This window comes from Pseudomonas corrugata (assembly GCF_050920615.1).
GTDB lineage: Bacteria > Pseudomonadota > Gammaproteobacteria > Pseudomonadales > Pseudomonadaceae > Aquipseudomonas > Aquipseudomonas corrugata.
The window spans coordinates 2,864,615-2,886,753 of sequence record NZ_CP130434.1 but is presented as its reverse complement, the minus strand read 5'-3'; the positions used below and the strand labels follow the sequence as shown (position 1 = coordinate 2,886,753).

Sequence of the window (22,139 nt, the reverse complement as noted above, 5' to 3'; positions counted from 1 at the left end):
CTTGCTCGCGAAAGCGGTGTATCTGCCACAGAGATGTTGAATGGAACGCCGTCATCGCGGACAAGCCCGGCTCCCACAGGTTCAGCAGTGTCCCCAATACCGCATACACCACAACTCCCCTGTGGGAGCGAGCCTGCTCGCGATGGCGGTAGTTCGGCCAACAACCATCCCGCCTCAAACCATCCCCATGGCCTGCTGCAGGTGGCTGGAGCGAAAATCCTTGGGTGACTGTTCGAACTGCTTCTTGAACGAACGGCTGAAGTGGGCCGAGTCGGTAAAGCCCCATTTATAGGCGATCGAGGTAATGGATTCGTCCCGCAGGAACGGGTTGCTCAGATCATCGGCACTGCGCTTGAGCCGTGCCCGCTGGATGTAGCGGCAGACGCTGTCATCCTGCTCTTCGAACAAACGGTACAGGTGCCGCACCGAGATGTTCAGGCGATTGGCCAGCCCTACCGGGCTCAAGCCGGGCTGGGTCAAGGATTCGTCGATAACCTTCTGCACATAGCTGCGCAGATGACCGCCCTGGAGCGATGCAGCGTCATCGCGGACATCGGTGGTGTGTTCCAACGCCGACCCCAGCAGCGAGACAAACGCACTCTGCAAGGCTTCCCCCTCGCCCGCCACGCCCTCGCCGTCCGGGGTGTCCTTGCACAACTGGTCCATCAGTACATGCAGCATCCGCCCACAGGCTTTGCTCGAAGAGACCTTGCCGAAGGTCTTGGTTTCTGCGCCCAGTTGTCTCGATACATCCTGGCGAGACAAGGACAGCACGGCATGCTCTATCAGGCCAAACGGGCTGATCTCAAGCGAGCCGGCCGAATCCATCAACAGCAGCTCACCCGGGGCCAACTGGATGCTCAGGCCATTCTGGGTGATACGGCAATAGCCACTGCGCTGGCTGACCAGCAAGCAATCCTGATCATCGTCGTGATCCGGATTGGGCGAATGGCGCTTGATGGAGCCGGCGTTGGTGCGCAGGTTGGAAAGGGATAGGCCGCCACGGCAGAAATTCGATACCTGACCGATAAACAAAGCACGATTAAACGCCAACTCCGTCTCGAAGTGACCGCAAGTGGCGCGCAGATCCCGGTTCCAGGACTCCAGCCCGTCTTGCCCAACCTGTTGCATGCTCATGGCGCTCTCCGCAGTGGCTTATTGTTTTTGTAGGGCAATAGTTAACATGTTATCTATATGCACGCAACAAGTACCTGATCGCCAGAGCAGTAGCAGGATTGATGCCAGGGCATCACAACAGAATCAAAGGTTGCTCAAGACCCGTTGCAAGCCGCTCAAGACCGCCAGCAACGCCATGCGCTGCTCGGGTCCGATAGGAATGTAACGACGAAAGGCCGGCATGCGGTTGACCACTTCGCTGCCGCCCATGTGTTCCAGGCACACACGCCATTCGCGCCCGTGCAGCTCGATGCGCAAGCGCTTGAAGTCCAGTGGCATGAGCGCCTGATACAACACCGGGTCTTGCTCCACTGCCGCCTGCAACCGGGCCGCCAACGCCGTGTCCCCGTCCCGCTGCCGGCAGCGAATGCCATTGCGGCGAATGGCCCCTCCATGGTGCAGTTCCAGACGTGCCATGCCCTCTATCGATGCCGGCACGCGCAGCACGAACTCAGTCATCACCAGGTGCATCAGGAGCTGCGACTCGGTGCGTTCGACGACCTCCAGATGAAGCCTGCCGTCGTCGATGACCAGCGTCGCCGACGTCGGTCCCGATAACTCGAATCGCGCCAACCCGAGGTTGCGCCGCACATGCTCCAGGGTTACCCCAGGCCGATAACCGGCCGGGGCCCGCCTGGCGCTGAACAGCTCAGACAGTTTTTGCAGCACGCTCGTCAAACGCGTCGACAGGTTGCCCTGGCTCATGGGAAAACTCCTTGGCCAGCACGTCTTCCACCGACGCCGGCGTGAATGGATTGACCTTCTGCACCACCAGGGTCCAGAACAACGCATAGGCCGCGGTGCCACCGAGCATCACCGCGAACGGGATGTAGATGTCCGCCGGGTTCATGCCGGGAGGCGTGATGAACCACATGCCCAACACGATGCCGGCGCTGGACAGGATCTGTGGCAACGGGAAAAACGGCGAGCGATAGGCCCGTGGCAGGTCGGGACGACGGATCCGCAGGCTGACCACCGACACGGTCACCAGCAAATAGGCGAAACTCCAGGCACACACCGCCGCCAATACCAGGTGCATGATGTTGTCGGTGTTGCCGCCAAGCCACAGCGCGTGCAGGCAAGGAATCAGCACCGCCACCAGGATGCACAACAGCGGCGTCTTGAAGCGCGGGTGCAGGTAGGTAAAGACCTTCGGCAGAGCACCGTCCACCGCCATCCCATAAAGAATCCTCGGCACGCCGGCCATCAGGGTGTTGATGGTCGCCGCACCGGCAAACAGAAAGCCGATCCCCAGCCATATCGGGCCGATGTCGCCCATGACCTGTTCGGCGAAGCGCGGAATCGCCATGGGCGTGTCCAGCAGATGCACACCACTGGCGGCATCCAGCAGCACGTTTTCCACCTGACGCTTCATGGCTGCGCCGTAGATGAACATGCATGAGGCGACACTCAACAAGCCCAGGACCATCGCCTTGGGCATGACCTTGGCCGAGTTGCGCAGGTCCGGCGCCAATGGCGTCACGAACTCGCAACCGACAAACATGAACATTGCCATGCCCACCAGCGACAATATAGTGATCAGGTCAGTGCCCACCAGCGAGACGCCGAACCAGCCCTCCAGTTGCACCGCTGGCGCGGCGATCAGGCCCAGCACGCCGAACACCATCAACGTGGTCCACATGCCGAAGGTCAGGATGATCTCGGCCCTGCCGAACGCGCTGACACCGAAGGCATTGAGGATCCCGAAGACGATGACAAACCCGACCCCAAGCAGCCAGGAGCCACCGGCGGATTCGGCCAGGGTGTTCAGGTGTTCGAAGTTCACCAGCGCCATGACCCCGGAAAGAATGGTCTCGGCGGTGCCGGCAAACACGTGCACGATCAGATAGGCCGACAGCGTGCCGGTGATCGCAAAGAAGCGCCCCATGCCACAGTTGATGTAGTCATAGACCGATCCGGTGGTGGGCAGGATCGATGCAGCCTCGGCAAACGTGGTCGCCTGGGCCAGCATCATCACTACGGCGATCAGCATGGCCACGGCAAACGCACTGCCGCCGATACCGAAGCCCATGGTCGCGGTGAGAATCACCGGGCTGGCCATGATCAGGCCAATGGTGCTGGCCAGGGCGGTGGGAAAGCCCACCGTACCCCGGTTCAAGTGCGCGGTAAGCCGGTCATTGATCGACATGATGCAGATCCTCGAGAAGCGGATTTTTAGTATGGATGCCACCGCCGTCCAGGAGCCGGCATTCGAGCCCCCCAGCCAGTCCCTGATCGAAACGGCGTTGCGTGCAGCCTCACTTTGCGCCACGCCGTCCCGGGCGTCTTGCCCATGTCTGCCGCCGGTTTTGTTGCTGCCTGCCAGCGTCCGCCACCTGGCGGTCTGGGTCAATTCCATGGCAGCCAGGTGAAAGACTTCCCTGCCCCCCGTTCTCCTTAATGCGTGCTCTGCCATCCAACCACACTGGGGATACACCATGGAGCACACACGCCACACACCACCGCTGCGCCGCGCCATAGGCCTGGGCATCGCCTTGCTGGTCGCCGGGCCGTCGGCCCAGGCCTATGAGCTATACGCCGACGAAGACACCACCGTCACCGGTAACTTCCTGGCGGTCTACGGGATGTTCAACAGCCGCAAGAACTACGACGGCACCGCCGGCGGTTCGAGCTGGCGGGAAGGTTTCATCAAGTATGGCCTGAGTATCGAGCAGACACTCGCAGGCATGGGCAGTGTCTACGGCACGACCAATCTGGTCAGCTCCGGCACCTGGGGCGACGGCGATCCGGCCGGCCTGAGCGACGGTTCCGAACGCACCACCCAGTTCGATGAAGCCTTCGCCGGCTGGCGCTCGGGGGATCTGTTTCCGGTGCTGGGCAAGGATGGCGTCGACCTGTCCTATGGTCGGCAGGTGATCACCCTGGGCGATGGTTTCATCATCAACGACGACGGCTTGAACCTGGGCAAAGGCCCAGCGGATGGCGAGTTCAATCGGGGCGGCGCCTATTACCTGGCGGCCCGTCACGCCTTCGACAAGACCGCCGTGCTGCGCCTGGGCGGCAAGGAAGGCGTGCATGGCAGCCTGATGTGGATCAAGTCCGATAACCGCGCCCAGGCCAACACCGAAATGGCCGCCGGTACCCTGGAATACACCCGCGCGCCCGGCACCCTGGGCTTGACCTACATCCATGGCATCGACGTCGATGATCACTACGCCAGCGACTTCCAGAAGCAGCGCGAAGGCATGGACATCTACAGCCTGCGCGGCAGCGGCAACGCCGGCATCGAAAACGCTCACTTCGCCTTCGAATACGCTTGGCAGGACAAGGACGCCGGCCCGGAAAAAGCCTGGTACACCGAGGCCGGCTATACCTTCACCGACCTGCCCTGGACGCCGGACCTGACCTATCGCTACAGCCGCTACTCGCAGAACTGGGACTCGATGTTCAACGGCCTGAGCCGTGGCTACGGGACCTGGTTCCAGGGCGAAGTGGCCGGCAACTATTCCGGCCCGTTCAACAGCAATACCGCCATCCAGCACGTTGGTCTCAAGCTCAAGCCGACGGAAACCGTGACCCTCGGCGCGCTGCTCTTCGACTACAAGACCCTGCACACCCGCCAGGCATTGAACCTCGACGGCCGAGAGCTGGACCTGTATGTGGAATGGGCGCTGAACGAGCACCTGATCGTCACGCCGCTGGTGGGCCTGTACAAGCCGGAAAAGGACGAGAGCAACGGTGGCAATCAGGTGGGCGGCAACGGCACCAACGTCTACAGCCAACTGGTGGTGGCAGTGCCGTTCTGAACGCATCGGGAGCGGCCAGGACGGCGGCTCCCGATCCGCTTACTGTTTATGCTGATGCAGCATCGTCTGGATCTGATGCGTCGCCTGGCGGGTACTCTCCGCCAGCTTGCGCACCTCATCGGCTACCACGGAGAAGCCCCGTCCGACCTCCCCCGCCCTGGCGGCCTCGATCGCCGCGTTCAAGGCCAACAGGTTGGTCTGGTCGGCAATCCCCTTGATCACCCCCACCACCGTGGCGATCTGGGCGTAGGTGACCTGGTTCTGCTCCAGCATGCGCTGGTGGGTGGATTGGGCCGAACGCTCATCGCTGATATCACGCACCGCGCCAATGACCCGCACCAGTCGCCCCTGGGCATCCCGTACCGCACGCCCGCGTTCACGGCACCAGATGTAATCCCGGCTCTTGTGGCGCATGCGGTACTCGAAGACGTATTCGCCACTGCCCTGGGAACCCAGGATCTCCCGGTCGAAAATCGCCATGATCTTCGGCAGGTCGTCCGGGTGGGTAATACCCACCTGGGTATCCCAACCATCGGGTAGCTCGTCTGGCCCATAGCCCAGCAGCAAGCGAAACTGACTGGAGAATCGCATGCCGCTGGCCGAGTGCTGAAGATCGCCATTGACCACCGTGATGTCCCAGCAGCCTTCGGTCAGGGTCGATTGCAGCAACTCCCAGATCTGCGCTTCCTGGCGTTGCTGCTGCAACTGCTGGCGGTATTCATCCAACTGCATCTGCAGTTCGCGTTCGCGCAACTCCGCTTGGGCCAGTTGCTGGCGCACCGTCTCCTGTTCGCGTTCGCCTCGCTGTCCCCGCGCGGCTTGTTCGTCCAACTGTTCTTCGACCTGACGACAGCGCTCGGTGGCATCCGTCATCTGTCGAGCGTACCGGGCCAGGCAGGCCCGCAGCTGCGGATACGCGTCGAGCACGGGTGTGTCGTCGGTTTCACCGGCCAGCGCCCGTTGCACCTGGATACTCAACGCCAGCTTCTGTCTGTTGGTCTGGAGAAACATTGCCCGCCCCTTTACCCATCAAGTCGAAACGTTGATCTGACCGCAAACCGGCGACGCTGGCTTGTTCCTGGCTGCAAGGGGTTTTGCTCGTGGCTGCCAACGCCTCCCTGGCAGGCACAGACATACGTCACGGCAGGCACAGTCAAGCCGGGCCGTCCGCCAGCGATTAACCTCGGGTTTTCTCTTGTTCGCGATCAGGAAACTCCCATGAGCGATATTGCCCTGCTGCCTCAGGTCGACGCCTTTCTCGGTCGGCGTCACGCCCTGTTCATCGACGGCCGCTACGTCGAAAGCCAAGGCGGCCAGACCCTGGACGTCATCAACCCCGCCACCGGCCAAGTCATCGCCCAGGTCAGTGACGCCATTGGCGCCGATATCGACGCGGCGGTGGAATCGTCCCGGCGGGGCTTCAAGGAGTGGTCCCAGGCGGCACCCGCGGTCCGGGGTCATGTGTTGCTCAAACTGGCCGACCTGCTGGAGCAGAACCGCGAAGAACTGGCGCAGATCGAAACCTGTCAGTCGGGCAAGATCATTCACATTTCCCGCGCCTTCGAAGTCGACCAGGCCGCTCACTTCCTGCGCTACTACGCCGGCTGGGCCACCAAGATCGGCGGCCAGACCATCACTCCGTCGCTGCCCTCCTTCGCCGGTGAGCGCTACACCGCGTTCACCCTGCGCGAACCCGTCGGCGTGGTGGTGGGCATCGTGCCGTGGAATTTCTCCACCATGATCGCCATCTGGAAACTCGCCTCGGCGCTGGTGACCGGCTGCAGCGTCATCATCAAGCCCAGCGAATTCACGCCGCTGACCATCCTGCGCATCGCCGAACTGGCCATGCAGGCCGGCCTGCCGGCGGGCGCCCTGAACGTGCTCACCGGTGGGGGTCAGGTGGGTAAAGGCTTGATCGAGCACCCGGGCACCAACAAGGTTTCGTTCACCGGCTCCGTGCCGACCGGCATCGCGGTGGGCCAGACAGCGATGGGTGCGGGACTGACCCGTGCCACCCTGGAGCTGGGCGGCAAGAACGCGGCAGGGTTCCTGCCGGATGTGGATCCGGACGTGGCGGTCAACGGGATTATCGAGGCCGGTTTCCTGCACTCAGGGCAAATCTGCGCCGCAGCGGAACGTTTCTTCGTCCACCGCTCGCAGATCGAGCCGATCATGGACAAACTGGCCCGGCGCCTGGGCCAGCTCACCATCGGCTCCCCCCTGGATGAAGGCACCCAGTTCGGCCCGGTCAGCAACCGCCCGCACCAACGCAAACTCGGCGAATGCTTCGCCAAGGCCCGGGCGCAGAACAACACCATCGTCCATGGCGGCAGACTGATCGAGGGGCCAGGCTGCTATGTCGAGCCGACCATCATCCTCGCCAACCATCGTGACGACACGTTGCTCCACGAAGAAACGTTCGGCCCCATCGCGACGTTCTTCCCCTACGACAGCGAAGAAGAACTGCTGGACCTGATGAACGACAGCCCTTACGGCCTGAGCGCCAGCCTCTGGACACAGGACTTGAGCAAGGCCCTGCGCATGGTACCGGCCATCGAAGCCGGCACCGTCTGGGTGAACATGCACACCCTGCTCGACCCGGCCGTGCCGTTCGGTGGCAGCAAAGCCTCGGGGATCGGCCGGGAGTTCGGTGGTGCCTTCATCGATGACTACACCGAACTCAAATCAGTGATGATTCGCTACTGAGGACCGCGGCCGCGTTCGCCCTGGAGATCCGGCTCGTCTCAACCCACCCAGCCGACTGCCGTCTTGGGAATGACATCGGACTCATCGAGCTTGGATGCAAACATGCTCACCGCTTCGAGTGCGTCCGTGGTGCCGGCCCTGATCTGCACGATGACCGATCCGGCCTGGTCCGCCAGTGTCACCCCGCGCAACGCGCCCTCATGGGTAACGCTCATGCTGGCGACCGCTTCGCGGGTTTCGGACAGGATCATGTTGATCATTTCCGCGATCTCCGACGTCGAGCGACTGGTGCGCCCGGCCAGTTGCCTGACTTCGTCGGCCACCACCGCGAACCCCCGTCCCTGATCACCGGCGCGCGCCGCCTCGATGGCGGCGTTCAGGGCCAGCAGGTTGGTCTGCTCGGCAATGCCGCGAATGGTATTGACGATTGCCGTGATCTCTTCCGAACGAGCCCCCAGTTGCCCGACCAGGCGCGCGGAGGCACCGATGTTGTCGGCGATCTCGCGCATTTCCTTGGCCGTCTGATGGATCACCTGGGCGCCCTGCTCGGCGACCCTCTCGGTCTCGGCGGAGATGTGGTAGGCGCGGGAAGCGCCCCGTGAATCTTCCTCGAACTTCTCCACCCGTTCGGTGATGTCGGTGGCGAACTTGACGATCTTGCTCAACTTGCCTTCAGCGTCGTAGACCGGGTTGTAGCTCGCCTCCAGCCAGACCACCTTGCCGTGCTTGCCGATACGCTTGAACTGGCCGCTGAAAAACTCACCGGCATTGAGACGGCGCCAGAAATCGCTGTACTCGGAACGGCTGACCAGTTCCGGTTCACAAAACATCCGGTGGTGCTTGCCCTTGAGTTCGGCCAGCGAGTAATTCATGACCTGGAGGAAGTTATCGTTTGCCGTCAGGATGTTGCCACCCAGGTCGAACTCGATCACCGCCATGGCCCGGTCAAGTGCCGCCAGCCTGCCGCGGGTTTCGGCCTCGCTCGCGACTTTGGCAGTCACGTCCAGCGCGTACTTGACCACCTTCGCTACGCGGCCATTTTCATCCATCACTGGGTTATAACTGGCTTCCAGCCAGATGTGCTGGCCTAGTCCGCTGACGCGCTGAAAAGTGCCGGAAACGAACTGACCGGCACGCAACTGGTTCCAGAATTCGCGGTACTCCGCGCTGCCTGCCAGTGCGGGGGTACAGAAATCACGATGGGACAGACCGGCCAACTGGTCTGCACGGTAGCCCATCGTCTTGAGAAAATTCTCATTGGCCCGAAGCACCTTGCCATCGGGACTGAACTCGACAACGGCCATCGACCGTTCCAAGGCACCGACCAATCCCTTGTATGTTGCCAACTCGGCTGTCCTGGCCATCAGTTCATTTTTTAGCGTTGTATTAAACATGACGTACCCCTCGACGAAACTACAAATCTGTCGGACCTCGTAGGGCTATCGACTCAGAAATCGGGGGCTTGATACCGCTTAACAAAATTATGTCTTGACGTCAATAAAGAATCGCAAGGACCCTAACGATCCAGTCCAGTCAGCGGCTCGAGCACTGTTCCAGTATTGCGCTGGCCTCGCAGGTAAAGCGGTAGCTTTTATCAGGCTGATAAAGGATGAGACCCTCATCACACAGCCGCCTGAGTACTTCACGGACACTGATGAGCGACAACTCGGCAGCAAACAGCCCCAGGTAGTGGTGCACCCCGCGTACGTTGATGGAACGCCCATCCCTGGCGGCAACGAGCAAGGCATCGATGACCTTGAGGCGGATCAGGCTGGTGCGCAGTCCGTAATGTCGCAGCAACTCACGGATGCTGTGGCGGTCGTCTTCGGGGGGTTGTCGAGTGGCCGCTGTCTCGCCTTGTATATGTGTAGCGGGAGACGCGGATACGGAATGTCTGTACATGCGAATAGTCCTTTTCAAAATGTACGGGTATCAAAAGTCTGGTGACCTCTCCCCAACCAACAGGCTTGCCGTCCCTGTCGGCAAGCCCCTTGGGAGTCCTTTAGCGAACGGGACGCTCGTTGATCGTGCTGGCCGCTTGGAACAGGATTTGCGCGACGAAATCGATTTCCTGGTCGGTGATGATCAGCGGTGGCAAGAAGCGCACCGTCGCGCCATGGCGCCCGCCCAGTTCGACGATCAAGCCATGCTTCAGGCAGGCCTGCTGGAAAGCCTTGGCCCGGGTGGTATCCGTCGGTGCATGGCCCTGCACGTCGACGGTGCCCTGTGGGTCAACGATTTCCATGCCCAACATCAGCCCGCGCCCGCGCACGTCGCCAATCCAGGCGAACTCGCTTTGCAGCGCCTGTAGCTGTTTGCGCAGGTGAGCGCCCACGGTTTCGGCATGCTTGACCAGGCCTTCATCGCGAATGAAGCGCAAGGTCGCGGTGCCGGCCGCCATGGCCAGTTGATTGCCGCGGAACGTGCCGGCGTGGGCGCCCGGTTGCCAGGTGTCCAGCGAATCGTTGTAGACCATCACCGCCAGCGGCAGGCCACCGCCGATGGCCTTGGACAGGGTGATGACGTCCGGGGTGATCCCCGACTGCTCGAAGCCGAACATCCGGCCACTGCGGCCGATGCCGCACTGGATCTCGTCGACGATCAGCGGAATGCCGTGGGCCTGGGTCAAGCGGCGCAGTTCCTGGAGCCAGCGGTCCGGCGCGGCAATCACCCCGCCCTCGCCCTGGATCGGCTCCAGGATCATCGCCGCCGGGGCGGTCACGCCGCTTTCCGGGTCATTGAGCAGGTGCTCCAGATAACGCACGTTCAAGGTCACGCCCTGCTCCCCGGCCACGCCGAACGGACAACGGAAATCGTGCGGATACGGCAAGCGCTGCACTCCCGGCGTCAGTGCGCCGAGGGCATTTTTTGGCGACAGGTTGCCGCTGATCGCCAGCGTGCCCAGGGTCATGCCGTGATAAGCACCTTCGAAGGCCAGCACCGAGTGGCGGCCGGTGGCGGTGCGGGTGAGCTTGAGCGCGGCTTCGACCGCATCGGCTCCGCTTGGGCCGCAGAACTGGATGCGGGCATTGCGCGCGAACTCGCTGGGCAGGCACGCGAAAATTTCCTGGACGAAGGCGTCCTTGACGGGGGTCATGAGGTCGAGGGTGTGCATGGGCACGCCGGCCGCCATGACCTGGGTGATGGCTTCGATAATGACTGGGTGGTTGTGGCCCAGGGCCAGGGTGCCGGCGCCCGCCAGGCAATCGACGAAGACTTGCCCCCGGCTGTCCTGCACGTAAATGCCATGGGCCCGTTCGAGCACCAGGGGAATGCGCCTTGGATAGCTGCGGGCATTGGATTCCTGCTGTTGCTGGCGCTCCAGCAGCGGCGTTGGGTCCAGGCAGTAAGGGTTCGACAGACCGGTATGCAACAGGCGTAGCTGTGGCGCGCCACCCGTTGTGGCATTTGAAAAAGCGTTCATGATTTCCTCCATGGAGGCTGGGTTTGGAAGGGAACAACAGCCTGAAAACAAACACCCGTGGCGCTGCAGACGGGCGCGGGAAGATTGCCTTCCCGCCCCCCTGGGCTTACATGTCGTAGCGCAGGATCATGCCAAACGTGCGTGGTGCGCCGACGTCGATAACGTCGTCACTGGTGTTATTGGTGATGTATTCCTTGTCGAACGCGTTTTTCACGTAAGCGGACACGGCGACGTTCTTGGTGACCTTGTACTCGGTGTTGAAATTCACCAGTACATAGTTGTCGCTCCGACGCTCACCGGTGACCTTGTTGTTGGAATCGAATTCGTATTCCGAAGGCGCAGTGCTTTGATAGGTCACGTCCGTGCCGAACATCAGGCGGTCGTCATAGTGATAGATAGCGCCCACCGACATCTTGTACTTGGGCGACGAAAGGAACGATTCGCCGCTCATGTCCTGGCCGGAGCCGGTAACGAAGTCCTTGTACTTGCCGTCGGTCACAGCGCCACCTGCTGTCAGCGTCAATTGTTCATTGACATCTTTTTCGACAAAGACCTCCAGGCCCTTGATGTCGCTGCGACCGGCGTTGAAGACATCAACGAAGTTGCTGCCGTTGCGCCGAACACTGACCTGCTGGTCTTTCCAGTCGGTGTAGTACAGGTTGGCGCGGGTACGTAGGGTCTTGTCGAAGAACGAACCGCGATAGGACAGTTCATAGTTGGTGGTGTATTCCGGATCGTAGGCCTGGTGTCCGCTACCGGAGCGCAGGTTGACGCCACCACCGCGATAGCCCTTTTGCACCATGAAACCGAGGTACTGATCCGTTGCCAGTTCGTAGTCGATACCGAGCTTCGGCAGCACGGCGTCGAACGATTTCTTGACGGTCGCCGGAGCGAAGGAACCATCCTGGTCGATATCGGTATCGTTTGTTTCGTGGTCGTAACGCAGACCGGTGATCAACGTCCAGCGTGGCGCGAATGTCCAGTTGACTTCACCGAACACCGCCTTGTTATCAATCGTGGTATCACCCTTGACGGTGCGAACCAGGACATTATCGAACAACAAGCGATCATGGAATTTGTTGGTGTTGTGGCCGTAGTAGGCACCGACGAAACTCTTCACCGTGTCCGCGTCGTAGTTCAGGCGCAACTCCTGACTGAACAGATTACCGTCTTGCTTACGCAGGACGACCTCGTTGTCCACGGCAGTCTGGTCAAAGTCCAGACGATTGCTGTAGTCCGAGCTGGTATTGGCAGTCATGCTGGTCAGCGACCAGGCATCGTTCAGACGATAATTCACCTTAGCGCTGAGGGTGTCCTGTTTGAGGTTGTCGAAGGCCTCGGTATTGGACGAGATGTCGTAATAGCTGGGCTTGCCATCGGCGCCTCGCATCGTCGAGCGGTCACCCTGGCGGTGTTCGCTATGAACGTAGGTCAACAGAACGTCAGTGTCATCATTGGGCAGGATCAGCAATTTGCCGCGGGTGTTGCTGGTGCGATGCGGATTGGCGTCCTTATCGAGCGCGGTGTTGCGGATGTAGCCGTCACCGTCGGTATAGTCCACGGCAATCCGGCCAGCGATCTTCTCATCGACGATGGCGCCACCACCTGCGACCGCCGCCCCATGCTCACCATAGTTCCCCATACTGGTTTGCGCCGAGAAGCTGGGCTGGAACGTCGGTTTCTTGGTCTCGATCACTACTGCACCGGCCAGGGAGTTACGGCCTTGGGTAGTGGATTGCGGGCCGAGGAAGACTTCGACCTGCTCGGCGTCCCAGAGAGGAACCGGACTCAAGGTCAAGGCACGGTTCGGCTGCACGGCACCGTCGACATACACAGAGACCGCGCCATTGAGGGCTGCCGGCCCCTGGTCATCAAAACCCGACACCGGCACGCCACGAATCCCCCAGGTTTCATTATCGGCCTGGCCATAGACACCTGGTGTACGAGCGAACAGATCCACCAGGTTCTTGTCGTTATGCTCGCGCAGCTTCTCTTCAGTAACGACCACCACACTGGACTGGGTCTGCTCCAGCGTACGGTTGATTTTCTCACCCGTCACAGTGATCGGAGCGATCTCCACGGCAGTGGATTCTTCCGCTGCCCATGCACAGTTGCCGAGACCGATTGCCGACCCCACAGCCAACGCAATTGTATTCTTTTTGAAATTCAAGCCCCGCACCCCTGCGACAGATATTTTTGGTTTTTTTGAGCTGGCCGAACGCTGTTTGGCGCCAGCGGACCGGAGTCTAATCCAAAAAAAAAATTAAATAAATAGTATTGATAATCTCTCTCATTTGTACCTAGTATGTCGTCTTGTATTAGATCCAAAACACTACAGACGAGTCCTACAGATGCGCCTGGTGCGCCATCTCCAGGCCTTGTAACGGGTCGAAAAAGATAGAAGAGGATGTGCAAGGATGACCTCAATCGAACACCTGGACAGGCGTTCCGAGCCTTTTTCAATGACTTCCACGGACGGCGGTGAGCACTCATTGCCCGTGTTGGTGCAGGCGGCGCCTGGGCAGTCGATTCACGATCTGGACGCATCGCTGCGCGACAGTCTTCCCCACCTGCTCAGCACCGTGGGCGGGGTCTTGTTTCGCGGTTTCAACGTAGCGACCCCTATCGATTTCAAGCGCTTCGCCGCCAGCTTCGGCGCTCCGCTGGCCAGCTATGAATTCGGCTCCACGCCACGCAGCAAAGTCTTCGCCGGGGTGTACAGCTCCACGGAATACCCGGCCCATCAGTTCATTCCCCTGCACAACGAGCAGGCCTATACCCGGCCCTGGCCGTCGCGCATCTGGTTCCACTGCATCAAGGCCAGTGAAACCGGCGGCGAGACGCCGATTGCCGACAGTCGCCTGATCTACCAGCGCATGCCCACCGAGATCCGCGAGCTGTTCGCCAGCCGCGAGCTGCTTTACGTGCGCAACTACAGCGGCGCCCTGGACCTGCCCTGGCAGAAAGTCTTCAACACCGAGGACCGGGCCCAGGTCGAACGCTACTGCCAGGACAACGACATCGAGTGGGAATGGAAAGCCGACGGCGACCTGCGCACCCGTCAGCGTTGCGCGGCGGTGCAGCAGCATCCCGAGACCGGCGAGTGGGTCTGGTTCAACCAGGCTCACTTGTTCCATGTGTCGGCCATCGAACCGAGCGTACGCGCCAGCCTCCTGGCCGCCGTGGGTGAAGAGAACCTGCCGCGCCATGTGTATTTCGGCGACGGCTCGGCCATCCCCGACGAGATGCTCGACCGCGTGCGCGAGGTCTACCGCCAGACCGCCATCAGCTTCACCTGGCAACCCGGCGACGTGCTGATGCTCGATAACCGACTGGTCGCACACGGTCGCAATCCTTACACCGGTGACCGCAAGGTCATCGTGGCCATGGCGTGAATTGCACAATGTCTTCATTCAAACAATGGATCGAAGTGCTGGAAACCAATGCCCGGCGCTTTCCGGAGCGTGCCGCCCTGCATTTTTTGCCGGATGGCGTCACGATCGGCGGAACCCTGACTTTCTCTCAATTGCATGAGCAGTCCCGGTCCCTGGCGGCCGCATTGCAATCGCGCTATGCGCCGGGTGATCGCGTGTTGCTGATGCTGCCCAGCAGCCTCGACTACGCCCGTGCTTTCTGCGCCTGCCTGTATGCCGGCATGATCGCCGTGCCATTGTTTCCGCCGCCGTCGCGCAAACCGCGGCACCTCGAACGCGTGCGCAATGTGGTGGTGGACGCCGAGCCGGCACTGATTCTCGCTCCGGCGGATCATTGCGAAGGTTTGCTGGAGCTGGTGGAGGGCCGTGTCGACGTGCTCACCGTCCAGCACCTGGGCACGCCACCGGCCAGTCAATGGCAGCGCCCGACCATCGACGGCTCGACCGTGGCCTTCCTGCAATACACCTCCGGCTCCACCGGTTCGCCCAAAGGCGTCGAGGTGCGTCAGCGCAACCTGATCGCCAACGTCGAGCTGATGCGCCAGGCCTACGGTTTCGATGAACACGGCGCCATGGTCAACTGGTTGCCGCTGTACCACGACATGGGCCTGATCGGTGGCCTGCTGGCGCCGATCTACAGCGGCATGCCCTGCTACCTGATGGCTTCGCAGACCTTCGTCAACGCGCCGTCGACCTGGCTGCAGGCGCTGAGCCGCTACCGTGGCACCGTCAGCTTCGCGCCAAATTTCGCCTACGCCCTGTGCAACCGGGTAGTCAGCGACAACCTGATCGCCCAGCTAGACCTGAGCGCCTGGAAACACGCCATCAACGGCGCCGAGCCGATCCACCCCGGCACCCTGGAAACCTTCGCCCAACGCTTTGCCGCCTGTGGCCTCAACCCATTGGCAATCAGCCCCGGTTACGGCCAGGCCGAAGCGACTCTGTGTGTCAGCGCTACGCCGGAAGATGCATTGCCGGTGACGCTGCGCCTGGACAAAGCAGTGCTGGAAACCGGTCGCGTGGCCCTGGCGGCCGCCGATGTCGCCGCCGTCGAATTCGTTGCCTGTGGCTTCCCCCAGGCTTTGCACAGCATTGCCATCGTCGACCCGCAAACCCACGAACGCTGCGCTGCCGACCGCATCGGTGAGGTGTGGCTGAAGGGGCCGAGCAACGCCGAGTCCTATTGGAAAAACCCCGAGGCCACCCGCGAAGCCTTTGAAGCGCGCATTGTCGGCTCGACCGAGCATTACCTGCGCTCCGGCGACCTGGGCTTCATGCACGAAGGCCAGGTGGTGATCTGCGGGCGGCTCAAGGACTTGCTGATTCTCAACGGACGCAACCTGTACCCCCACGACATCGAATTCGCCATCACCGATGCCGAACCGGGCATCCGCACCGGGCGCATCGCCGCGTTCTCGGAAATGGACCCGACCCTGGGCCGGGAGAAACTGGTGATCGTCGCCGAGCCGCAGCGCAAGTTCGTCGACCCGGCGCGGCACCCGGCGCTGTTTGCCTCGATGCAGAACGCCGTGCGCGAAGCCGCCGACTGCGGCATCGACCAGATTGTGCTGGTGGAAGCCGGCACCATCCCGATGACCACCAGTGGCAAGATCGCCCGCCAAGGTGCGCGCAAGCAACTGGCGGCGGGGACGCTGAGCCTCATCGCCCAGAGCGGCGGGCAGCTCGCTTCCAGCGGCGAAACCCTTGGCCTCGACCAACTCAAGAATCTTGTCCAGGCCTCGGCGCAAGACGCCCAGGCCGCTTGCCGGCAATGGCTCCAGCAGACCTTGCACGGGGTGAATCCGTATCTGCTTCCAGACGTCGAACGGAGTCTGATCGGCCAAGGCCTGGACTCCATCGGCGTCGCCGATTTTGCCGCTCGCCTGCACAGGGACCTGGGCTGGAACCTCGATACTCAGAGCCTGTTCGGCGAACAGACCCTGGCGCAATGGGCGCAAGATCTGCTGGCGTTCCTCAGTGCGCCGTCTACCGCAGTCAGCCCTTCTGCCGAACGTACGGATGGCAGCGAAACTCGCCAGTCCTTCGCCCAACGCCGGCTGTGGTTCCTGCGCCAGATGAACCCGGACGACACCCGCCACAATCTGGTGCTGCACCTGCGCCTGCAAGGTCCATTGGACGTCGAGGGGTTGGCCGAGCGCTTGAACAGCCTCGTCAATCGCCATAGCGTGCTGCGCACGGTCTATCGCGACGGTGTGGACGGCCCGCAGCAACAGGTTCTGCCCGCCACGCCGGTGCCGTTGAACTGGCACGGGCAGACCGAACAGCAAGCGCTGCGCGACTGCCTGGCGAGCGAACACGTCACACCGGTGGATCTGGTCAACGGCCCCATACTGCGGGCGCAGTTGCTGAGTCAAACGGACCAGCAACACGATCTGTTACTGACCGTGCACCACATCGCATTTGACGGTCGCTCGGCGCAAGTGCTGCTGGCGGAACTGGCTGGCTCGGCGGACGCCGGGTGGCCGGTGCAGTACCTCGATTTCGCCCAGTGGGAAGCGGCGCACTGGAGCGAACAGCGGATCGTCACCGAGCAGGACTTCTGGCGTGAGCATCTGGCCGGTCTGCCACAGACCCTCGAACTGGGCGGCAGTGGCCAGACCCCGGGCGAACACAGCCTGGACTTCAAGGTGCCCCAGGCCACCTGCGAGCCGCTTTCAAAGTTGGCCCGCGAGCGCGGCATGACCTTGTTCATGTTGTTGCTGGCCAGCTATCAGCTGGTGCTCAAGCAACTGGGCGGCCAACAACGATTCCTGTTGGGCACTGACGTCAGCGGCCGTCCACTGGCGGAGCACAACGATGTCATCGGTTTCTTCGTCAACCAGCTGACGTTGCGATGCAACCTGCAGGGTGAACCGACCCTGGCCGGTTTCCTGGAGCGTGTTCGCGATGAGGCGCGCCTGGCCTATGCCCATCAAGGCCTGCCTTTCGACCTGGTGGTGTCGGCCCTGGCGCCGCAGCGCCTGCCCGGCCACTCGCCGCTGTTCCAGGTGAAGCTCAACTATCAACCTTCCCGCGTCACACCGACCGCCATCGCCGGCGCGCACCTGCAGACCCTGGAGGTGGCACAGGCTCCGGGAGATTTCCACCTGGTGCTCGACCTGGTGCACGGCACCGAAGGGCTCGGCGCGACCCTCAAGTATCGCGGCGAATATTTCGACCAGGACCGCGCCTTGCGCCTGCAACACCTGTGGACACACCTGCTGGAAGAAATGCGCCACCTGCTGGACGAGCCGCTGCCGGCCCTGGCCGAGCGCATCGCGACCTGGGACCAGGCCCTCCAGCGCGAGCGGCAACAGGCCCGGACGCTGGCCGGTCGCAGCCAGATGCTGCAAGCCAAACGTCGCTCAATGTCCCTTTAACCGAGTCGGATGCCGTTATGTCTACCCTGCCCCCATCGCCCCGCGCCCTTGGCGCCGTGCGCCGCAAAGCCATGAACGTCTCGGAACAGCAACTGGTCACCGAACGCCTGCTCAGCCCCGACCACGCCCTGCCGCTGGTGATCGAGCCTGCGGTGAGTGGCGTCGATCTGGTGGCCTGGGCCGCTGGCGAACGCGAGTCCCTGGAGAAAAAACTGCTGCAATACGGTGCCCTGCTGTTTCGCGGGTTCAACGTGACGTCCGTCGAACAGTTCGACCAAGTGATCGCCGCCCTCTCCCCGGGCGCCCTGGAATACATGTTCCGTGCTTCGCCCCGGACCCGGGTCGGCGGCAACATCTACACCTCGACCGACTACCCGGCCGACCAGATGATTTTCCCCCACAACGAACACTCCTATTCGCCGCGCTTCCCCCTGCGACTGTTCTTCTATTGCCAGCTTCCCTCCGAGACCGGTGGCGAAACCCCGATTGGCTCGACCCGTGGGGTCAAGGCCGCCATCAGCCCGGAGATCGAAGCACGCTTCCGGGAAAAAGGCGTGATGTACGTGCGCAACTATGGCGACGGTTTCGGCCTGCCGTGGCAGAGCGTGTTCCAGTCCGAAGACCGTAGCGAAGTCGAAAGCTACTGCGCCAGCGTTGGCATCGAAGTGGAATGGAAAGACAACAATCGTCTGCGCACCCGCCAACGTGGACCCGCCGTGGTGCGCCATCCGCGCACGGGTGAAGAGGTCTGGTTCAACCATGCCACCTTCTTCCACATCAGCACCCTGCCGCCGCACATCCGCGATTCGCTGCAGAGCAACTTCACCGACCTCGACCTGCCCACCAACACCTTTTATGGCGACGGCGAACCCATCGAGCCGCAGGTCCTGGAGTCGCTGCGAGCGGCCTACCTCGACTCGCTGGTGCGCTTCAGTTGGCAACAGGGCGATGTGTTGTTCATCGACAACATGCTCGCGGTCCACGGTCGCGAACCCTTTACCGGCAAGCGCGCAATCATGACCGGCATGGCCGAAGCCCTGCTGTCGAGCGACGTGACCCTTTGACTTTCAACGGCGGCACCCGTCGTTCGCCAGCGGCTTGCGTGACGGTCAGTTCGTAAGCCCCGGCGCCGGCGCTTCCCCCAGATCAAACCCCATTTTCCAGTCGAGTTGAACATGAGCGGACTTCAAGGTTTTCGTATTTCGCCGCAACAGGCAGCGCTGTATCCCCACATCAAGGGCGCTGCCGAGCACCCGTTCGGTTGTCACTTGCAATGGTCGCTGTCCGGCCCGACCGACGTCGACGCGCTGAACAGCCGCCTGCAAGCGTTACTGGCCGCCAGTGAAATCCTGCGGACTCGCCTGGTACCGGTACCCGGCCTGCGTCATCCGGTGCAGGTCATCGACGCGGCCGGCACACTGACGGTGGCCCAGCTGGATCTGCGCCAGCACAACAGCGCCGATCAGGATGCCGAACTGGCGCGCCTGGTTTCGCAACCACGGGACTGGACCGCGCCGCTGGCCGTGACCCTGGTGCGGCTGTCGGATCAAACAGCGGTGCTGGACCTGGCCGGCGCGTGCAGCCATTTCGACCTCGTCAGCCTCAGACTGTTGGCCGACGCCCTGCTGCAAGATGCCCTGCCGGACCTGTCCGAGGCCCTGCAATACGCCGACTACGCCGAATGGCGTTGGAACCTGGTGGAAGACGAACCCGGCCATCCAGGCGTGAGCTTCTGGAAAGTCATGGACGAGGCCGAGCAGCCCACCTTGCAACTGTCCCTCGAAGCGCCCAGCGGTGCCGGCTTCGCCCCTGCCCGACAGGCACTGGCCCTCCCCGCTGAATTCGCCCGTCACCCGGCCCTGACCTCGGCGTTGATGCTCGCCGCCTGGGTGGCGGTACTCGGCCGGTTGGCCGGTCAGCAGCAGGTCCCGCTGACTCTGATCCACGAAAGCCGTGGCGCCGAACTGGACAACGTCCTCGGCGTGTTCGAACAGTGCCTGCCCCTGAACATCGACCTGGATGCCCAGGCCACCCTGCTCCAGCAGAGTCAACAGTTGGCCGCCTCGGTGGAACGCAGCACCGGCTGGCAAGACTATTACACCCGGGACCTCACCACGGGCTACGCCTTCGCCTGGCGTTCGGGTGATGCCCGGGAACGCTATGCCGACGCGCTGATGGGCCCGGTGAAAGCCTGCCTGAATGTCCGCCAATTGCCGGACAGCCTGCACGCCAGCGTGATTTACGATCGCCACACCCTGAGCGCCGAAGCCGCACGCAGCCTTGGCGAACAGTGGCTGCAATTGCTGCAAGGCGCCCTGGCCGAACCGCAACAGGCCTGGTCCCACCTGCCCCTCGGCGGACCGTTGCAATCAGCGATTATCGCTAACACGCCGAGTTCTCCATCCATCGAGCCGCTGACCCTGGTGGACCTGATTGCCCGTCAGGTTCGTCAGCAACCGGACGCCATCGCCCTCAGCGACACCGGCGGCGACCTGAGCTACGCCCGCCTCGACGCCTGCGCCACCCGTCTGGCCCATCAACTGGTAGCCGCCGGCATCGGCCGCGACGTGCCCGTCGGCATTCTGTTCCCGCGCAGCAACGCCGCCATCGTCGCCATGCTCGCGGTGTTGAAAGCCGGTGGCGCCTATGTGCCGATCGACCCGACCTACCCGGCCGATCGTCGCGCCTACATGCTGGCCGACAGCGGCATCGGCCACATTGTGGTCAGTGCCGAATTGGCCGACAGCCTGCCGGCGACCCTGCAACGTTTCGTGCTGAATGACTTGAGCGGACACGACACGAGCGACCTGCCGCCGCTGCCCCTGCCTGACGCGAACGCCCTCGCCTACCTGATTTACACCTCGGGTTCCACCGGCGCACCGAAAGCCGTGGAAATCAGCCATGGCGCCCTGAGCTTCTCGACCCAGATACGCATGGCTGCCTATGAAACGCCCGTGCGCGCCTACCTGCTGTTGTCGTCGTTTGCCTTCGACAGCTCGGTCGCCGGGATCTTCTGGACCCTGGCCCAAGGTGGCCGGCTGGTACTGCCGGCGCCTGGGGAAGAGCTGGAGATGGCGCGCCTGGCGCAGCTGGTTGCCCAGCACAAGGTCAGTCACGGCCTGTCGTTGCCGTCGCTGTATCAGGCCCTGCTCGACCAATTGCAGCGCACCGCCAGCGCCGACAGCCTCGAATGCTGGATCGTCGCCGGTGAAGCTTGCCCACCGGCCCTGGTCGCCCAACACGGCAAGACCCTGCCACACGCCCGCCTGGTGAACGAATACGGCCCTACCGAGGCCACGGTCTGGGCCAGTCATGAGGTACTGGAGCCGAGCCGCAGCGTCAGCATCGGCCGTCCGATTGCCGGCATGGACCTGCGCCTGCTGAACGAGTTCGACCATGCCTGCGGCATCGGTGAACCGGGTGAGATCGTCCTCGCCGGCCCGACCCTGGCGCGGGGCTACCGCAACAAACCGGAAGAAACCGCCAAGGCCTTTGTCACCCTGGCCGACGGCACTCGTGCCTACCGTACCGGAGACCTGGCCTGCTGGCTGGCCGACGGGCGCCTGGCGTTCCTCGGACGCAAGGACCACCAGGTCAAAGTGCGCGGCTATCGCATCGAACTCGGGGAAATCGAACGGCAACTGTGCAGCCACAGCGACGTGCGCGAAGCCGCGGTGATCGTGCAGGAGCACGCGGCCGGCAAGCGTCTGCTCGCCTACGTCCTGGCCGCACATGGCTATGCACCGGACTCGGAGGCGATCAAGCGTTTCCTCGGTGAGCGCCTGCCGTCGTACATGGTCCCGGCCCAGGTGCTGACCCTGGCGACGTTCCCACGCACCCCCAACGGCAAACTCGACACCCGTCAGTTGCCCGACCCGGACCAGTTCGACGAAAGCACCCACGTCGCGCCGCGCAACGCCATGGAAACCACTTTGCAAGCCATCGTCGCCAAGGTCCTGAAGCTGGCGAACGTGAGCGTCACCGACAACTTCTTCGCCATCGGCGGTGACTCGATCCTGAGCCTGCAAGTGGTGGCCCAGGCCCATGAGCAAGGGATCGCGCTCTCGGCCAAACAAGTCTTCGAACGCCAGACCATCGCCGCCATGGCCGAGGTCGCGCAGCCACTGGCCGAGTCCGCCGCCGAGCCGCTGGCAGACAGTGCCGAGTTCAGCGCCTCGGGCCTGTCCGACGACGAAATGCAAGCGCTGATGGCCGAACTGGACGAGGCCGACCTGTGAGTCGCGCCTCCCGC

Annotated in this window: 14 protein-coding genes and 2 pseudogenes; 7 read left to right on the top strand and 9 right to left on the bottom strand. The window is 62.5% G+C overall.

The window, feature by feature from the left end; translation table 11 throughout:
- Positions 1-174 precede the first annotated feature (174 nt).
- The 3 genes from feaR to QZH45_RS13095 form a co-directional block, all read right to left on the bottom strand.
- The gene (gene feaR, locus QZH45_RS13105) at positions 175-1,137 is read right to left on the bottom strand and encodes a transcriptional regulator FeaR (RefSeq protein ID WP_055135760.1); all 963 of its coding nucleotides are present in this window, start codon (positions 1,135-1,137) and stop codon (positions 175-177) included.
- 123 nt (positions 1,138-1,260) lie between these two features.
- Positions 1,261-1,881 carry a DUF3156 family protein gene (locus QZH45_RS13100; protein ID WP_055135761.1) on the bottom strand — a complete coding sequence of 207 codons (621 nt, stop codon included), beginning with the start codon at positions 1,879-1,881 and terminating at the stop codon, positions 1,261-1,263.
- Complete coding sequence (locus tag QZH45_RS13095) at positions 1,826-3,325, bottom strand: APC family permease (RefSeq protein WP_053193368.1); 1,500 nt, start codon at positions 3,323-3,325, stop codon at positions 1,826-1,828. The genes QZH45_RS13100 and QZH45_RS13095 overlap by 56 nt, the downstream gene beginning before the upstream one ends.
- A 31-nt stretch (positions 3,326-3,356) precedes the next feature.
- Here QZH45_RS13095 and QZH45_RS13090 point away from each other — a divergent pair, with 31 nt between their 5' ends.
- Together QZH45_RS13090 and QZH45_RS13085 are read left to right on the top strand one after the other, a co-directional pair.
- Positions 3,357-3,548 carry a hypothetical protein gene (locus tag QZH45_RS13090; protein ID WP_147460431.1) on the top strand — a complete coding sequence of 64 codons (192 nt, stop codon included), beginning with the start codon at positions 3,357-3,359 and terminating at the stop codon, positions 3,546-3,548.
- A gap of 66 nt (positions 3,549-3,614) precedes the next feature.
- Positions 3,615-4,943 carry a hypothetical protein gene (locus QZH45_RS13085; protein WP_053193373.1) on the top strand — a complete coding sequence of 443 codons (1,329 nt, stop codon included), beginning with the start codon at positions 3,615-3,617 and terminating at the stop codon, positions 4,941-4,943.
- Between the two features lie 39 nt (positions 4,944-4,982).
- Here QZH45_RS13085 and QZH45_RS13080 read toward each other — a convergent pair whose 3' ends face one another.
- Positions 4,983-5,954: a methyl-accepting chemotaxis protein gene (locus QZH45_RS13080; RefSeq protein ID WP_055135617.1), complete on the bottom strand. Its 972-nt coding sequence runs from the start codon at positions 5,952-5,954 to the stop codon at positions 4,983-4,985.
- 207 nt (positions 5,955-6,161) lie between these two features.
- Between QZH45_RS13080 and QZH45_RS13075 the strand changes: the two genes are divergently transcribed.
- Positions 6,162-7,649 (top strand): aldehyde dehydrogenase family protein, encoded by a 1,488-nt coding sequence (locus QZH45_RS13075; RefSeq protein WP_055135616.1) that lies wholly within the window; start codon positions 6,162-6,164, stop codon positions 7,647-7,649.
- A 38-nt stretch (positions 7,650-7,687) separates the two neighbouring features.
- Here QZH45_RS13075 and QZH45_RS13070 read toward each other — a convergent pair.
- The 5 genes and pseudogenes from QZH45_RS13070 to QZH45_RS13050 form a co-directional block, all read right to left on the bottom strand.
- Positions 7,688-8,161, bottom strand: a pseudogene (locus QZH45_RS13070) (methyl-accepting chemotaxis protein); the annotation flags it as partial.
- A 114-nt stretch (positions 8,162-8,275) separates the two neighbouring features.
- Positions 8,276-8,953: pseudogene (locus QZH45_RS13065) on the bottom strand (PAS domain-containing protein); the annotation flags it as partial.
- 229 nt (positions 8,954-9,182) lie between these two features.
- Positions 9,183-9,551 carry a hypothetical protein gene (locus QZH45_RS13060; RefSeq protein ID WP_024780742.1) on the bottom strand — a complete coding sequence of 123 codons (369 nt, stop codon included), beginning with the start codon at positions 9,549-9,551 and terminating at the stop codon, positions 9,183-9,185.
- A gap of 100 nt (positions 9,552-9,651) precedes the next feature.
- Positions 9,652-11,073, bottom strand: coding sequence for a diaminobutyrate--2-oxoglutarate transaminase (locus tag QZH45_RS13055; protein WP_081325363.1), 1,422 nt, complete (start codon positions 11,071-11,073; stop codon positions 9,652-9,654).
- A 106-nt stretch (positions 11,074-11,179) separates the two neighbouring features.
- Positions 11,180-13,243 carry a TonB-dependent receptor gene (locus tag QZH45_RS13050; protein ID WP_055135615.1) on the bottom strand — a complete coding sequence of 688 codons (2,064 nt, stop codon included), beginning with the start codon at positions 13,241-13,243 and terminating at the stop codon, positions 11,180-11,182.
- Between the two features lie 247 nt (positions 13,244-13,490).
- On the opposite strand from QZH45_RS13050, the gene QZH45_RS13045 reads away from it, so the two are divergent.
- From QZH45_RS13045 to QZH45_RS13030, 4 genes are all read left to right on the top strand, one after another.
- Positions 13,491-14,468, top strand: a complete 978-nt coding sequence (locus tag QZH45_RS13045) for a TauD/TfdA family dioxygenase (RefSeq protein ID WP_055135614.1) — start codon at positions 13,491-13,493, stop codon at positions 14,466-14,468.
- Positions 14,469-14,476: 8 nt separating this feature from the next.
- Positions 14,477-17,887 carry a condensation domain-containing protein gene (locus QZH45_RS13040; protein WP_055135613.1) on the top strand — a complete coding sequence of 1,137 codons (3,411 nt, stop codon included), beginning with the start codon at positions 14,477-14,479 and terminating at the stop codon, positions 17,885-17,887.
- 17 nt (positions 17,888-17,904) lie between these two features.
- The gene (locus tag QZH45_RS13035) at positions 17,905-18,951 is read left to right on the top strand and encodes a TauD/TfdA family dioxygenase (RefSeq protein WP_055135612.1); all 1,047 of its coding nucleotides are present in this window, start codon (positions 17,905-17,907) and stop codon (positions 18,949-18,951) included.
- A gap of 111 nt (positions 18,952-19,062) precedes the next feature.
- Positions 19,063-22,125: a non-ribosomal peptide synthetase gene (locus tag QZH45_RS13030; protein ID WP_055135611.1), complete on the top strand. Its 3,063-nt coding sequence runs from the start codon at positions 19,063-19,065 to the stop codon at positions 22,123-22,125.
- The last annotated feature ends 14 nt before the right edge of the window (positions 22,126-22,139 follow it).